The organism is Leisingera sp. ABM4_060, assembly GCF_056158765.1.
This window is the reverse complement of sequence record NZ_JBSWTX010000001.1, coordinates 1,968,170-1,982,931: the sequence shown is the minus strand read 5'-3', so window position 1 is coordinate 1,982,931 and position 14,762 is coordinate 1,968,170. Positions and strand designations below refer to the sequence as shown.

At 65.1% G+C, this 14,762-nt stretch carries 15 protein-coding genes; 8 read left to right on the top strand and 7 right to left on the bottom strand.

What is annotated here, in order from left to right; translation table 11 throughout:
• The first annotated feature begins 12 nt into the window (after positions 1-12).
• The 4 genes from ACXAEH_RS09840 to glmM all read left to right on the top strand — a co-directional run bounded on the left by ACXAEH_RS09840 (position 13) and on the right by glmM (position 4,079).
• Complete coding sequence (locus ACXAEH_RS09840; protein ID WP_475032372.1) at positions 13-666, top strand: cell wall hydrolase; 654 nt, start codon at positions 13-15, stop codon at positions 664-666.
• A gap of 129 nt (positions 667-795) precedes the next feature.
• Positions 796-1,716 carry a dihydroneopterin aldolase gene (locus ACXAEH_RS09835; protein WP_039163632.1) on the top strand — a complete coding sequence of 307 codons (921 nt, stop codon included), beginning with the start codon at positions 796-798 and terminating at the stop codon, positions 1,714-1,716.
• Positions 1,713-2,708, top strand: coding sequence for a dihydropteroate synthase (gene folP, locus ACXAEH_RS09830; protein WP_475032370.1), 996 nt, complete (start codon positions 1,713-1,715; stop codon positions 2,706-2,708). Before ACXAEH_RS09835 ends, folP begins: the two co-directional genes overlap by 4 nt.
• Positions 2,709-2,732: 24 nt before the next feature.
• Positions 2,733-4,079, top strand: a complete 1,347-nt coding sequence (glmM, locus tag ACXAEH_RS09825) for a phosphoglucosamine mutase (RefSeq protein WP_475032368.1) — start codon at positions 2,733-2,735, stop codon at positions 4,077-4,079.
• A 12-nt stretch (positions 4,080-4,091) separates the two neighbouring features.
• Here the strand turns inward: glmM and ACXAEH_RS09820 are convergent, their stop codons facing one another.
• From ACXAEH_RS09820 to ilvC, 3 genes are all read right to left on the bottom strand, one after another.
• A complete protein-coding gene (locus tag ACXAEH_RS09820) occupies positions 4,092-4,997 on the bottom strand; it encodes a DMT family transporter (RefSeq protein ID WP_475032366.1) in 906 nt (301 codons plus the stop codon).
• Between the two features lie 93 nt (positions 4,998-5,090).
• A complete protein-coding gene (locus ACXAEH_RS09815) occupies positions 5,091-5,999 on the bottom strand; it encodes a DMT family transporter (protein ID WP_475032364.1) in 909 nt (302 codons plus the stop codon).
• A 203-nt stretch (positions 6,000-6,202) separates the two neighbouring features.
• Complete coding sequence (ilvC, locus tag ACXAEH_RS09810) at positions 6,203-7,225, bottom strand: ketol-acid reductoisomerase (protein WP_019298383.1); 1,023 nt, start codon at positions 7,223-7,225, stop codon at positions 6,203-6,205.
• A gap of 132 nt (positions 7,226-7,357) precedes the next feature.
• Here ilvC and ACXAEH_RS09805 point away from each other — a divergent pair, with 132 nt between their 5' ends.
• The 3 genes from ACXAEH_RS09805 to ACXAEH_RS09795 all read left to right on the top strand — a co-directional run bounded on the left by ACXAEH_RS09805 (position 7,358) and on the right by ACXAEH_RS09795 (position 9,583).
• Positions 7,358-7,813 (top strand): Lrp/AsnC family transcriptional regulator, encoded by a 456-nt coding sequence (locus ACXAEH_RS09805; RefSeq protein WP_475032362.1) that lies wholly within the window; start codon positions 7,358-7,360, stop codon positions 7,811-7,813.
• Positions 7,810-8,268 carry an Lrp/AsnC family transcriptional regulator gene (locus ACXAEH_RS09800; protein WP_475032360.1) on the top strand — a complete coding sequence of 153 codons (459 nt, stop codon included), beginning with the start codon at positions 7,810-7,812 and terminating at the stop codon, positions 8,266-8,268. The genes ACXAEH_RS09805 and ACXAEH_RS09800 overlap by 4 nt, the downstream gene beginning before the upstream one ends.
• A gap of 190 nt (positions 8,269-8,458) precedes the next feature.
• Positions 8,459-9,583: an aminotransferase class V-fold PLP-dependent enzyme gene (locus tag ACXAEH_RS09795; protein WP_475032358.1), complete on the top strand. Its 1,125-nt coding sequence runs from the start codon at positions 8,459-8,461 to the stop codon at positions 9,581-9,583.
• A gap of 98 nt (positions 9,584-9,681) precedes the next feature.
• Here ACXAEH_RS09795 and ACXAEH_RS09790 read toward each other — a convergent pair whose 3' ends face one another.
• The 3 genes from ACXAEH_RS09790 to ACXAEH_RS09780 all read right to left on the bottom strand — a co-directional run bounded on the left by ACXAEH_RS09790 (position 9,682) and on the right by ACXAEH_RS09780 (position 12,026).
• Positions 9,682-10,890 carry a UbiH/UbiF family hydroxylase gene (locus tag ACXAEH_RS09790; RefSeq protein WP_475032356.1) on the bottom strand — a complete coding sequence of 403 codons (1,209 nt, stop codon included), beginning with the start codon at positions 10,888-10,890 and terminating at the stop codon, positions 9,682-9,684.
• 79 nt (positions 10,891-10,969) lie between these two features.
• Positions 10,970-11,218: a hypothetical protein gene (locus ACXAEH_RS09785; RefSeq protein WP_475032355.1), complete on the bottom strand. Its 249-nt coding sequence runs from the start codon at positions 11,216-11,218 to the stop codon at positions 10,970-10,972.
• A gap of 163 nt (positions 11,219-11,381) precedes the next feature.
• Positions 11,382-12,026: a pyrimidine 5'-nucleotidase gene (locus tag ACXAEH_RS09780; protein ID WP_475032353.1), complete on the bottom strand. Its 645-nt coding sequence runs from the start codon at positions 12,024-12,026 to the stop codon at positions 11,382-11,384.
• A gap of 142 nt (positions 12,027-12,168) precedes the next feature.
• On the opposite strand from ACXAEH_RS09780, the gene ACXAEH_RS09775 reads away from it, so the two are divergent.
• Complete coding sequence (locus ACXAEH_RS09775) at positions 12,169-12,813, top strand: GntR family transcriptional regulator (RefSeq protein WP_475032351.1); 645 nt, start codon at positions 12,169-12,171, stop codon at positions 12,811-12,813.
• Here the strand turns inward: ACXAEH_RS09775 and ACXAEH_RS09770 are convergent.
• The gene (locus ACXAEH_RS09770; RefSeq protein ID WP_475032349.1) at positions 12,773-14,710 is read right to left on the bottom strand and encodes a glycosyltransferase; all 1,938 of its coding nucleotides are present in this window, start codon (positions 14,708-14,710) and stop codon (positions 12,773-12,775) included. The two genes, ACXAEH_RS09775 and ACXAEH_RS09770, sit on opposite strands and share 41 nt — an antisense overlap.
• Positions 14,711-14,762 lie beyond the last annotated feature (52 nt).

Below are 14,762 nucleotides of genomic sequence, written 5' to 3'. Positions count from 1 at the left end.
GGGGAACCCTGAATGAAATTGTTGACTATGATTGCCGTGATGGCTGCCACCATCACGATGGGTAAGAGTGTTGCCGCGGAAACCGGCCTGGATGCGCTGATCGAGCGTGAGCAGGCCAGTCTGAGCGCGGTTCCTGCGCGGAAATTCAGCGGATTCTTTGGCTTCCGCTCCAACCCTTTCAAGACCCGCAAGACACGCACGGAAGTGGAATACAGCAACGCCTGGCTGGATGCCCGGCCGGAAGCCAAGGGCGATGCGCAATTCGCCTGCCTGGCCGAAGCGCTGTATTTCGAGGCGCGCGGCGAGACGGTGAAAGGGCAGTTCGCGGTGGCGGAGGTGATTCTGAACCGGGTCCGGAGCGCGCAGTTCCCGAACACCCTGTGCGGGGTGATCAAACAGGGGACCGGGCGCAAGTACCAGTGCCAGTTCACCTATACCTGTGATGGCCACAAGGAAGTGGTGCACGAGAAAAAGGCGTATCAGCGGGTAGCCAAGGTGGCACGGGCGGCGCTGGACGGGTTCAAGACCGAGCTGACCGAGGGTGCAACCTACTACCACACCACTGCGGTGAAACCGCGCTGGAGCCGCACGTTCACAAACACTGCGCGCATTGGCGTGCACCTGTTCTACCGTGACGATCGCTACCAGACAGCGCTGAGCAATTGAGCGCCTGAAGGCGGCACCAAGGTGCCGCTTTCGGATACTGGCATGGCGTTTGCGGCCCTGTTATGAAGGCGCCGAAAGTCTATTGTCGGGTCCCATCACCCGACCAGCCAGCCAAAGGCCCGTTTTCCCATGCCCTCTGAAATCCGCCTTGCCTTTGCGCATCCTTCCGAGCGTTCGATGGCGACTGCCGCACCGGGCCCGCTGGACCGCATCTCCCTGCGCGACCACACGGTCGAGGTCGAGATCGGCGCCTTCCAGGCCGAGCGCGGCTCGACCCAGCGGATCAGCTTCAATGTGGTGGTCGAAATTGCCCCCTTGCCCAAGGACCTGGATGACGATGTCGACCGGATCCTGTCCTATGACAAGCTGACCGAGGCGATTGCCCATGAACTGGCGGCCGAGCGGCTGAACCTTTTGGAGACGCTGGCCGAACGCGTGGCTGAGCGGATCCTGCTGGAGCACCAGGCGGTGCGCGCATTCGTGCGGATCGAGAAGCTGGACCGCGGCCCCGGCGCGCTGGGTGTCGAGGTGGTGCGCTCCAAGGATCAGCTGACCCATTCGGTGGATGAGGAAGAACGCCCGCATCCGCGGCTGATGTATTTGTCGAACGCGGCGATCGACAGTGGCAACCTGGCCGGCTGGATCGACCAGATGCAGTGCCGCCAGCGGCCCTTGATCCTGTGCACAGAGGCGCATCCGCTGCAGGTGCCGCAGACCGGTCACAAATGGACCCAGCGGCGCATCGACCTTTTGGCGATTGAACAGAACGCCTGGCGCCTGGCGGCCAAGGATGACCGCTGTGTGGTGGTCTCGACCCGGACCGAGCTGGACTGGGCGATGAAGAACGGCCAGATCTGCGTCTGGGCGCCCTCCAAGATCGTGCTGGACGCGGTCGACGGGCCCTCTGCGCCGCCCTCGGACACGGTTGCCCTGGCGGCCTGGTTCGCGGCGACTTTTGAAGCTGGCGAGATGATTGTGCTTGGCGGGGATTTGCCTGATAATCCCGGTGTCCCCTTGCGGGCCGTCAGCGTGGAGCAAGCACAACTGTGACATATTACCGGCCGTTGGTTCGACATGGCGAGGCGCGCCCCGAAGGCGCCGTCTCTCTGGCGGGCAGTGCCCTGTGGTTCACCGAAGTAGAGATCCTGAGCCGGGAGGCGCCGCCGCGGGTGGCTCCGGTCGGCTTTGTGCCTGAGGTCGAACGCCGCCGCCTGAGCGCGCGCCGGGCCTCGATTGCCGGGCTGGACATGACCCAGCCGCAGATCATGGGCATCTTGAACGTGACGCCGGACAGTTTCTCGGACGGCGGCCGCCATGCGGGCGCCGAGGCCGGCAAGGAAGCGGCGCTGCGGATGGCGGCAGAGGGCGCCACGATCATTGATGTGGGCGGTGAATCCACCCGTCCCGGCGCCGAAGAGGTGCCCGAGGCCGAGGAAATCACCCGCACCGCGCCGGTGATTGCGGCGATCCGTGCGGAAAGCTCCGTGCCGGTGTCGATCGACACCCGCAAGGCCAATGTCGGGATGGAAGCGCTGGAGGCCGGTGCCAGCCTGCTGAATGACGTCTCCGGCTTCACCTATGACCCCGCCCTGGCGCCGCTGGCGGCGCAGGCCAGTGTGCCGGTCTGCATCATGCATGCCCAGGGCGACCCGGCGACCATGCAGGATGATCCGTATTACGCCAATGTGCTGCTGGACGTTTATGACTTCCTGGAACAGCAGATCGACCGGCTGGAGGCCATCGGCGTGATCCGCGAGCAGATCGTGATCGACCCCGGTATCGGGTTCGGCAAGACGCAGGAACATAACCTGACGCTGCTGCGCAATCTCAGCCTGTTCCACGGGCTGGGCTGCCCTATCTTGCTGGGGGTGTCCCGCAAGGGCTTTATCGGCAAGATCGGCAATGAGCCGCGCGCCGATGCCAGGGCGCCGGGCTCGATTGCAGTAGGGCTTGCGGCGCTGGCGCAAGGCGTGCAATTCCTGCGGGTGCATGATGTCGCCGAGACGGTGCAGGCACTGCGTCTGTGGCAGGCCGTTCGTTAAGGCTCTTTTGGGCAGGAAAGCATAATGCGTAAACTCTTTGGCACTGATGGCGTGCGCGGCACCGCCAATGTTCATCCCATGACCGCTGATATGGCTCTGCGCATCGGCGCGGCGGTGGGCCGGTATTTCCGGCGCGATGCCAGCGGTGTGCACCGGGTGGTGATCGGCAAGGACACAAGGCTGTCGGGCTATATGTTCGAAAATGCCTTGACCGCGGGGCTGACCTCGACCGGGATGAATGTGCTGCTCCTGGGGCCGGTGCCGACGCCGGCCGTGGGGCTGATGACCCGCTCCATGCGGGCGGACCTGGGCGTGATGATCTCGGCCAGCCACAACCCGTCCGAAGACAATGGCATCAAGTTTTTCGGCCCCGACGGTTTCAAACTGTCCGACAGCGCCGAGATGGAGATCGAAGCGCTGGTCGATGCCGGTGTCGAGCCTGCGCAATCGGCCAATATCGGCCGGGCCAAGCGGATCGACGACGCCCGTTTCCGCTATGGCGAGCGGGTCAAAAGCTCCTTGCCGCGCAATCTGGGCCTCAACGGGCTGAAAGTGGTGATCGACTGTGCCAATGGTGCGGCGCACCGGGCGGCGCCGGAAATCCTGTGGGAGCTGGGCGCCGATGTGATCCCGATCGGGGTGGCGCCGGATGGTCTGAACATCAACCGCGGCTGCGGCTCGACCCAGCCGCAGACCGCGGCCGAGGCGGTGGTGGCGCATGGCGCCCATGTGGGGATCTGCCTGGACGGCGATGCGGACCGGGTGATCGTGATCGACGAGACCGGTACTGTGGCCGATGGCGACCAGCTGATGGCGCTGCTGGCAACCCGCTGGGCCGAGCAGGGCCAGCTGTCGGGCGGTGCATTGGTGGCGACGGTGATGTCGAACCTCGGACTGGAACGCTATCTGGAAAGCAGGGGCCTGGGGCTGGAGCGCACCGCAGTGGGCGACCGCTATGTGGTTGAGCGGATGCGCGAGGGCGGTTTCAACCTGGGCGGCGAACAGTCCGGCCATATCGTGATGAGCGACTATGCTACCACCGGCGACGGGCTGATGGCGGGGCTGCATTTCCTGGCGGAAATGGTGCAGACCGGCAAGAAGGCATCCGAGCTGGCGCATCAGTTCGAAACCGTGCCGCAGCGGCTGCGCAATGTGCGCTTCCAGGCGGGGCAAGCGCCGCTGGAAGACGGGCGCGTGCAGGAGGCGATTGCGGCTGCCGAGCAGGCTCTGGAGGGGCAGGGGCGGCTCTTGATCCGCAAGTCCGGCACCGAACCGCTGGTCCGCGTTATGGTGGAATGCGAAGATGCCGGGCTGATGACGCTGACAGTCGACAGTGTTGTCGCGGCCGTTGAGGCCGCCGTCGCTGAATAACGCCTTGAGGCGTTAGCCCTCTTTGCCAAACAGCCGCCTCAGCCTGCCGAACTGGCTGAGGCCGAGGCCGCCCAGGATCATCACCATCGCGAGCAGCATCGAGGGCGGCAGCTCCTCGCCGAGAAACACGGCGCCCAGCACCACTGCCCAGACCGGCACCTGGTAATTGGTGAGGGTCATGAAGGTGGGGCCGGCTTCGCGCACCACGATGACGCGCAGCAGGTTGGCGGCGGCGGTGGGGATCAGGCCAAGGACGGCGGCAATAAGCAGCGTCTTGGTGTCCGGTATCACCGGCGGGCCTTCGGTGGCCCAAGCGGCCGGGAAGATGATGAAACAGCCGATCACCAGGAAGATGGCTGCCAGCCCCACCGGGTCCGCGGGCGGCAGGCGGCGGGTCAGGATCGAGCTGATGGAGTAACAGGCGGCTGCCGAGAGGCAGGCAGCCCGGCCGTAGGCCTCCAGCTCCGCGCCGCTGCTCTCAAAGGCCTTGCCGCCGATCAGCAGAGCGACCCCCGCAAAGCCGATGCTGAAGCCAATGAGGCGGCGCAGGGTCATCTGCTCGCCGGGCACGAAAAAATGCGCCAGCGGCAGCACCATCAGCGGGATCGCCGCCATGCTGACGCCGGTAAAACCCGAGGAGACATGCTGCTGGCCCCAGGAAATCAGCATAAAGGGCAAAGCGGTGCTCATGATGCCTACCAGGATCAGCGGGCCCCAGCTGGCCTCGCCCTTGAACAGCTTGAAGCCGCGCCAGCCCCAGACCGCGCAGAGCAGCAGCGCGGCAAAACCGATCCGCCCGGCGGCAAGCCAGAACGGGGTGATGCCGTCCAATGCCAGCTTGATCAGCAGAAAGGTTGCGCCCCAGACAAAGCCCAGGGTGGCAATCATCAGCCAGTAGCGCGGTGCGATATCGGGCATGGGTCCCTCGTGCCGGTTCACCGCGCGACAAGACCCCGCCGGGCGGGCGGGGTCAATGGCAATTGCTTTGTTATCTATCGAACAGTTTGCGCTTCAGGCCGTGCGCGGGCGGCGGCTGCGGCTGAGCAGCAGGCCGCCGAGGATCAGCGCCAGGGCGGCAAACAGCTGCGGCGGCAGGGTTTCCCCAAGGAGGGCTGCGCCGAAGATCACCGACCAGACCGGGACTTGGTAGTTCACGGTGGACAGGAACGCCGGGCCTGCGCTGCGGGCGATCTGGACCAGCAGCACCTGGGCGAGGGCGGTTGGCAAGAGGCCCAGGTAGATCACGGCCCCAAGTGGCAGGGCGGCGGGCAGGTCCGGCACGCCCTCGGCCCAGAGCGCGGCCGGGGTCATCATGGCAGCCCCGCACAGAAGCGCCGCGGCGGAGAGCGACAGCATGTTCACCTGCGGGCAGAGCCGGGTGATGATCGAGCCGATGGCGTAGCAAAGCGAGGCGCCGAGGCAGGCGAGGCGGGCCAGCGATTCAAAATCGGTTCCGGCGGAGCGGAAGGCGTCGAGTCCGATCAGCACCACAACGCCCGCAAAGCCAATGAGGAAGCTGATGGTGCGGCGCAGTGTCATATGCTCGCCCGGGACCAGAACATGTGCCAAGGGCAGCACAAACAGCGGCACCACTGCCATGCAGACCCCGGCAAAGCCGCTGGCGACGTATGTCTGCCCCCAGCTGAGCAGGGTGAAGGGCAGGGCGTTGGTAAAGAACCCCATGCCAAGGGCGCAGGCCCAGATGATCCGGCCGTCGCGTGAGCGCGGGGAGGGCAGGCCAATGCCCATTGCATAGACCACGCCCAGGAGGCACAGCGCGCCGATCGAGATCCTGAGCGCGGCGATGGTCATCGGCGGGAAACCCCGGAGCGCCAGCGACACCGCCATGAAGGAGGCGCCCCAGATCACACCGAGGAACAAAAGCTTGGCCCAATTGGCGGCGCCGGGGGAGTCTGGCATATCTTCCTCCTTGCAAAAACGTCACGCGTCAGAAGCTGAGGGCAGCGCCTGACCCTGGGTGGGTACGAAGCGCCCTCCCGTGGGGAGGGTCGGGCGCGGCCCGGCCTATCGGCCGGGCTGGGAAATGACTTCCGGAAGAAAAAGGGCGCCCCGGGATGGAGCGCCCTGCAGAGGAAAAGGCTGCGGAAGGTTCCGCGGGCGCCTTAGTTCTTCTCTTTGTCGACCATCTTGCCGGCCGAGATCCAGGGCATCATGCCGCGCAGCTTGGCGCCGGTTTCTTCGATCAGGTGCTCGTCGTTGGCACGGCGGGAGGCTTTCAGGGTCGGCTGGCCAACCTGGTTCTCCAGCATGAAGTCGCGCACGAATTTGCCCTGCTGGATGTCTTCCAGAACCGCTTTCATGCGGGCCTTGGTTTCGTCGTACTTCAGGATGCGCGGGCCGGTGACGTACTGGCCGTACTCGGCGGTGTTGGAGATCGAGTAGTCCATGTTGGCGATGCCGCCTTCATAGATCAGGTCAACGATCAGCTTCACTTCGTGCAGGCACTCGAAGTAGGCCATTTCCGGGGCATAGCCGGCTTCGACCAGGGTTTCGAAACCGCAGCGGATCAGCTCAACCAGGCCGCCGCAGAGAACTGCCTGCTCGCCGAACAGGTCGGTTTCGCATTCTTCGCGGAAGTTGGTCTCAATAATGCCCGAGCGGCCGCCGCCGATGGCGGAGCAGTAGGACAGGCCGGTTTCCAGCGCTTTGCCGGTGGCGTCGGTGTGAACCGCAACCAGGCAGGGCACGCCGCCGCCTTTGGTGTATTCGCCGCGCACGGTGTGGCCCGGGCCCTTGGGCGCCATCATGATGACGTCGACGCCTTCTTTCGGCTCGATCAGGCCGAAGTGCACGTTCAGGCCGTGGGCGAACGCGATGGCTGCGCCCGGACGGATGTTGTCGTGGACGTATTTCTTGTAGGTCTCAGCCTGCAGTTCGTCGGGCATGGTGAACATGATCACGTCGCACCAGGCCGCCGCTTCTGCGATGCCCATGACCTGCAGGCCTTCACCTTCGGCTTTCTTCGCGGAGGGGGAGCCTTCGCGCAGCGCAACAACCAGGTTCTTGGCGCCGCTGTCGCGCAGGTTCAGCGCGTGGGCATGGCCCTGGGAGCCATAGCCCAGGATGGCCACTTTCTTGTCCTTGATCAGGTTCACATCGCAATCGCGGTCGTAATAAACGCGCATGATCCACGTCCTTTCGTTTGGTGTTTGAGGGCATCATAGGCATGTAGGGCGGGAAGGCGATTGCTGTTGCGCGATAAAATCGCAGTATTATCGCGGTAGTTATTCGCGATTTTGCGTGATAGTGATGAAATCATGCTTGATGATCTCGACCGGCGCATTCTGCGCTACATGCAAAGCGACCCGGAGCAATCGATTCCGGATCTGGCCGAACGGCTGGGCCTCAGCGCCTCGCGCCTGTCGCGGCGGCTGGAGAAGCTGCGCGACGGCGGCGTGATTCTCGGCCAGCGGGCGGTGATCGACTGGCGCGCTTTGGGGTACGAGGTGGAAGTCTCCCTGCGGGTGACGCTGGACAAGACCAATCCGCGCGCCTTTGATGAGTTCATCGAGGCGGCCCGCAGCATTGCCGAGGTGATTGAGATCCAGACCTTTCTGGGCCAGGTCGATGTGCGGCTTTCGGTGATTGCGCGCGACATGCCGCATTACCAGCAGATCTACCGCGCCGCCATTTTGAACCTGCCGCATATCACCGATATCGAGGCGCTGATGCACGTGGCGCGGATCAAGTCGAACGAGGTGCTGCCGGTATGAGCGCGCTGGATGATCTTGATTTTGCGCTGCTGCGGGCGCTGTCCGAAGACGCTACCCAATCGGCCGGTGCCCTGGGCCGGCAACTGGGGTTAAGCCAGCCCGCCGCCTGGCGCCGGATCAAGCGGCTGCAAGAGGCGGGCATCATCGCGGGCCGCAGGCTGGATCTCGACAAGGATAAGCTGGGCTTTGGCGTCACCGTCTTTCTGGGCGTGAAACTGGCCACCAAGGGGCGGGTCTCGCTGGAGGATTTTGAACGCGCGGTCTCCGCTATCCCCGAGGTGCAGACGGTGGAGCATGTGCTGGGCATGTATGACTACCGCCTGCGGGTGACGGCGCGGGATATATCCGACTTTGAACGGGTGCTGCGGCGGCGGGTGATGACCTTGCCGGGGGTCGGCAATGTTGAGGCCAATGTGCTCCTGAGCGAGGAGCGGAGGCCGGGGCCCTTGGGCTGACGTTTGTTTCCGATGCGAAACACCCTTGGCGCAAATTCACCTGCTTTCTGTCGCCCATGGGCTGTCTTTTATCCGTGCCTTCGCCAGTATCGCCCTTCGGAGGACGGCGGCCGGATGTATGCCACGGGAGGCTTTGCCAAACTGCGCGGCACCGGCTAGCCGTATGATGAGGAATGTAAGGGAGGCCAAGATGGCACTGCTCGAGACCGTCGACCCGCAGGGTCTGGATGAATTTTCGGTGGTTTTCACCGACCGCTCGCTGAACCATATGTCCAAGACATTCCAGCAGGTGATGCTGGACATCAACGGAATGCTGAAAGAGGTCTACAACGCCGAAGGAGTGGCGCTGGTGCCCGGCGGCGGCACTTATGCGATGGAGGCGGTGGCACGCCAGTTTGCCCGCGGCGCCAACGCGCTGGTGGTGCGCAACGGCTGGTTCTCCTACCGCTGGAGCCAGATTTTCGAGGCCGGCGGGTTCACCGCATCCTCCACCGTGATGAAGGCGCGCCGCACCGGCAATGAAAGCGCTTCGCCGTTTGAGCCCGCACCGATTGCGGATGTGGTGGCTGCGATTAAGGAGCAGAAGCCCGATATCGTCTTCGCCCCGCATGTTGAGACCGCGGCGGGTGTGATCCTGCCCGACGATTACGTGACTGCCATGGCAGCCGCCGCGCATGAAGTTGGCGCGCTGATGGTGCTGGACTGCATCGCCTCGGGCTGCGCCTGGATCGACATGAAGGCCACTGGTGTCGACGTGCTGATCTCCGCCCCGCAAAAAGGCTGGAGCGCCTCGCCCTCCGCCGGTCTGGTCATGTTCTCGGACCGTGCGCTGGCGCGGCTGGAGGAGACCGCTTCGGACAGTTTCGCGATCAACCTGAAACAGTGGCGCACCATCATGAAGGCCTATGAGGACGGCGGCCACGCCTATCATGCCACTATGCCGACCGATGCGCTGAAGGCCTTCCGCGACACCATGCTGGAAACCAAGGAATACGGTTTCGATAAGCTGCGCGATGCGCAATGGGCGCTGGGCAATGGCGTGCGGGCGATGCTGAAGGAAAAGGGCATCACCTCCGTGGCTGCCGAGGGCTTTGGCGCGCCGGGCGTGGTGGTGAGCTATACCACCGATCCGGAGGTGCAGAACGGCAAGAAGTTCCTCGCACTTGGCACCCAGATCGCGGCAGGCGTGCCGCTGCAATGCGATGAGCCTGCCGAATTCCGCACCTTCCGCCTGGGCCTGTTCGGTCTCGACAAACTCTATGACGTAGATGCCACCATCGCGCGCCTGAAAACCGTCGTGGATCAGGTGCTCTAAGCCCTTCCCGGGCGGGAAGCCGCCCGGATTCGCTCTTCTTCTGGCTGAAAATATCCCCGCCGGAGGCAGCGGCTTTCCCTTTGGGAAAGCCGCTTTTCTTATTTAACCCCCAGCCCCATCTGCATCAGGGTCTTGCGCACCGGCGCCAGCGAATAAAGCGCATTGAGGCCAAAGGCGCGCAGGTCGCGCAAGGGGCGCGGCGCCAGCATCGAGGTGCGGTTGAGCAGGTCGATGCCTTTCACCCGCAGCAGGATCTCATTATGGCGGGCCTTGTGGTAGGCCTCCAGCATCTGCGCGTCCCCCAGGCCTTCGGGGCGGGCTTCGGCCAGTTCCAGCAGGCTGCGCAGATCGCCGAGCGACATGTTCAAACCCTGCGCGCCGATTGGCGGCACCACATGGGCGGCCTCGGCCATCAGCGCCAGCCGCTCGCCGTTCAGCCGCGCCGCCGACTGGCTGATGATCGGCCAGATGGTGCGGCGCGAGGCCAGTTTCAGGTCGCCGAACAGCCCGCAGCTGCGCCGGGTCATGGCGGCCTCAAAGGCCTCAGGTGCAAGGTTCAGGAGCTCCTGCGCACGCGGGCCGCGCTCCATCCAGACAATCGCTGAGGAGGGCTGGCCCTGATAGTCGGGCAGCGGCACCAGGGTGAAGGGGCCGCCGGAGCGGTGGATCTCGGTGGAGACGTTTTCATGCGGCACCGGGTGGGTGACGGCAAAGGCCAGCGCCTTCTGGCCGTAGCGGGTGGTCTTGACCGGGATGCCCGCTGCCTCGCGCATCGGCGAGTTGCGGCCGTCGCAGGCGATCACCAGTTTTGCCGCAACCTGGCTGCCATCGCTGAGGCTGACGCGCGCCTCATCGGTGCGGGTGAACAGGCCCGTGGTGCCGGTGCCAAAGCGCAGGTCCGCATTGGGCAGTTCTGCCAGCCGGGCAATCATCTCGCGCCTGAGCAGCCAGTTGGGCAGGTTCCACCCGAACGGCTGTTCAGAGATGTCAGCGGCGTTGAAATCCTTGACCACGCGGGGTTCGGGCCGCACACCGCCCGCATCGACAATACGCATGATCTGCAAAGGCGCGGCGTGGTCCGCCAGCCGCGCCCAGAGGCCACAGCGCTCCAGCAGCGCTTGCGCCGGTTGCAGGAAGGCGGTGGTGCGCAGGTCGGAGCCTTCGGCGTCGCGCTCGGTCACAGGCGGGGCCGGGTCGGCGCAGATCACATGGAAGCCTTGGGCGGCAAAAGCGGCGGCTGCGGTCAGTCCCGCAATGCCGCCGCCGGAAATCAGGATGTCGCAGGTTTCGGCGCTGGTATCGGCCATGTCTCAGCCCTCCGTCTCTTTGCCCAGAGATAGGCCCGCAGGCAGGGGGAAGACAAGCCGATACCGGCAGATACGGCTTTTAGCCGCGGGTGATGGTGATCAGCAGGATGAACATCACCGGCACCATGCACAGGGCGGGGATGTAAAGCCCGGGAAGACCGAACAGCAGGATGGCGCAGCCCCAGGCGCTGACCAGGGTTGCCAGCGCGTAATAGAGGTTCTCTTCCGGCCCATAGGCGACCTCTTTCATGATCCGGCCCAGAACCGGGACGGCAAAGAGGATGCGCTGCCAGATCGTCAGCTGTGCGGGGAGAGCATATGCGGCCATGTCGAGGCTCCAGTTTCGTCGGTTTCCGCGGCGCATATAGGGAGGAAAAGATGCAGCAAACAGGTCTATTTTGCCGCAGGTGCGAAGAATTGCCGGCATGCCGTTGTGCACAATCCGGAATGCGGCAAACGGCGCTGGAATACGTCCTGGAAGGGTGCTGAAATCAGACCAGATTTGCCAGAAAACCCGCCAGATCATCCGCGTGGTGGTGTATGTGTTCCGCTGTCACAGGTTCAGGCGCCACATGCACAGTGCGCATGCCCATCTCATGCGGTGCGGCCAGGTTGCGGGGGTCGTCCTCGAACATGGCCGCCTGGACTGGCGCCACGCCGGCCTGGGCAAAGACCTTGTCAAAGGCGCGGCGCTCCGGCTTGGGGTGGTAGTCCGCGTTTTCGACGCCATAGACGCCGTCAAACAGGCCGGACAGACCGCGGGCGGCCAGCACCCGCTCGGCATAGGGGGCGGAGCCGTTGGTGTAGACGATCTTCTTGCCCGGCAGGTTGCGGATGGCGGCGGCCAGGGCTGCGTCCTTTTCCAGGTGGTCCATCGAGATGTTGTGCACCGCGACCAGATAGGGGTCGGGATCCAGATCATGCTCGCGCATCAGCCCTGCCAGGGTGGTGCCGTGTTCGCGCCAGTAGTGGCTGCGCAGGCGGTCGGCCTCCGTCTTTTCCACGCCCAAGGCCTCCATCACATAGGCCGTCATCTTGACCTCGATCTGGTCGAACAGCCGCGCTGACGGGTGATAGAGCGTGTTGTCGAGGTCGAACACCCATTGGGTGACATGGGAGAAGGATTGCTTGGGCATAGGTTCGCAGTAGGGCGCAGGCGGCGGATTCGCAATCAAAAGCGCATTTTGGCTGCGGGTTTTCAGCGCGTTGGCGCCATCAGGGTTGAATGCGGCGGCGCGGGCTGTAGAGATTGGCAGACCGGATAAGACAGGAAAGACCATGAGCCAGAGCCGCAGCAACCAGAAAGATGCCTATGCGCTGATCCTCGAGGCGATTGACGTCGGCGTCTACAAGCCCGGCGACCGGCTGGTGGAAAGCGATCTGGCGGAACGCTTTGGCGTGTCGCGCACGCCGATCCGCGAGGCGCTGCAGCGGCTGGAGACGCAATCGCTGCTGGAGCGCGACGGGCGTTCGCTGATCGTGGCGTCGCTGGACCACAACCAGATGGCTGAGCTTTACGTGGTGCGGCGCGAGCTGGAGGGGCTGGCGGCGCAGCTGGCCGCGCGCCATGCCACCGAGGAAGAGATCAAGGTCCTGAAGGAGATGGTGGAGGCGGATGATGCGCTGGTGGACAACCCCACCGAACTGTCCAAGGCCAACCGCCGGTTCCACGAACAGATCCACCTGGCCTCGCACAACCGCTATCTGGTGCAGCAGCTGGACCTGGTGCACCGGACCATGGCACTGATGGCGACCACCTCGCTGGCGGCGGAGGGGCGCAGCGAGATTGCCCAGTCCGAGCACAAGGGCATCGTCGATGCGATCAGCCGCCGCGACGAGGCAGCCGCGGGGGCGGCGCTGAAGGAGCATATTTCGGTGGCCTTCATGACCCGTTTGAAAGAGGACGCCAGCGGGCGGGGATAAACCGTCTGGCCCGGCCGCGCGGGCGCCGCTGTTTGCCGGGGCCCTTGGCGGCGGCTTTGACACCATGCGCCGTCTTGTCCCAGAAGAACGGGCAGGCGATCAGCTCATGCGCGGCCTTGGCCACGGCCAGGGCGCCCATCGGAAAATAGAGCAGCATGGCCGGCGCCCAGGGCGCGAGCCAGGGGCGCCCCATGGCAAAGGCCGCGGTGATGCTGAGGGTCAGGCCAAGCCCTTCGAAAAACACCAGCGCCGCTGCCGCCAGCGTCAGCAGCTGCGGCGCTACGGTGCCTGCGGCGGGATGCGGCAGGCCGAGGGTGATCAGCCAGAAGGACCACAGCACCGGGGCAAACAGGAATTGCCCGACTGTGCCCAGGAAAAAGGCCTGAAACCCCAGGAACCGCTTCCAGCCGATCTCGTTCAGCAGCCGCAGCGGCTGGCGCATATGCACCAGGTAGGTGACCATGAACCCCTTGAGCCAGCGCGAGCGCTGCTTGACCCAGGGCCAGGGGCGGCAGTTGGCCTCCTCGTATGTGGTGCTGGGCAGCATTTCGGTGCGGTAGCCGGCCCGGTAGAGGCGGACGCCCAGGTCGGCGTCCTCGGTCACGTTGTGGGCATCCCAGCCGCCCAGCTCCTCCAGCACCTGGCGGCGGATGAACATGGTGGTGCCGCCCAGGGGCACCACCAGCCCGAGCCGGGCGATGCCGTTCAGCACAATGCGGAACCAGCTGCCGTACTCCAGCGTGAAGCAGCGCGAAATCCAGTTGGTGCCGGGGTTGTAGTAGTCGAGCACGCCCTGGAAGCAGACGGTTTCGGGACTGGCCCGCGCAAAGGCCCGCGCCACCTGGTCCAGCTGGTCCGCTTGCGGCGCGTCCTCCGCATCCCAGACCCCGATCAGATCGCCGCGGCAGAAGTTCAGCGCATAGTTCATCGCCCGCGGCTTGGTGGTCAGCCCGCCGAAGGGCGGCACTTCCACCACCCGGATCCAGGGCGGCAGGCGGGTGGCGGCCAGGGCGGCGCGGGTGATGCAGTCATGGGCCTCCAGCACCAGGATCACGTCGGTCAGCGCGCGCGGGTAGCTGAGCTTGCGGATCCGGGCCAGCAGCGCCCGGCTGATCTCGGCTTCCTTGTAGAGCGGCACCATGACCGATATGACCGGCCGCTTTTCCTGAGGCAGGCCGCGGGCCGGCGGCGGTGCGGCATCTGCGCGGCGGGCCCTGGCGGTCCAATAGGCCGCCAGGCCGCACAGCTTCAGCGCGGTGAACAGCAGCACCGACAGCAGCGCCAGCAGGCTGAGGGCCGTGAAGACTGCCGCCGGGGCGGTCCAAAGGAAGTAGAAGGCGGGCAGGGCGCAGGCAGTCAGGACCGCACGCCCGTGTGCGGGCTGCATGGTGCGGCAGCTTAGCCGCGGCACCACGCTGCAGCTGGCCTGGCGCACCAGGGCGGGGCTGAAATGGGCGGTGAGCAAGGCGGTGATCTGGTCTTCGCTGGCCAGAACCGGGGTGATCTCGGGGAAGCTGTCTTTCAGCTCTGCGGCAAGTGCGGCAAAGCGGTCGGGATGGGCGATCGCGATGGTGACGCGCTGGCCCAGCTGCATCCAGGGCAGGGCGCAGTGGCGCAGCCAGAATTGCGCGGGCTTGCGGGCCAGCAGCCGGGGGTTGGCAACCTGGCCGGACAGATCGGCCCGCTGCATCCGGTACTGCCGGGCCAGCGTGTCCTGCACCTGATCCTCGGTGGCCAGCCCTTCGGCCACCAGCACCCGCCCCAGCGCCGCCTTCTGATGCTGCCGCAGCACCAGCGCCTTCATCATGCTGCCGCCGTCGGCCCGCAGCGGCAGGGCGGCCGCGCGCCTGCGTTCGGCTGGCTGCGGCGGCCTGGGCCGGCGCAGCGGTTGTGACATGAAACTCATCGCCGGCCTGCAACAAAACTCACCAGAGGCGTTCAGGCTGGCG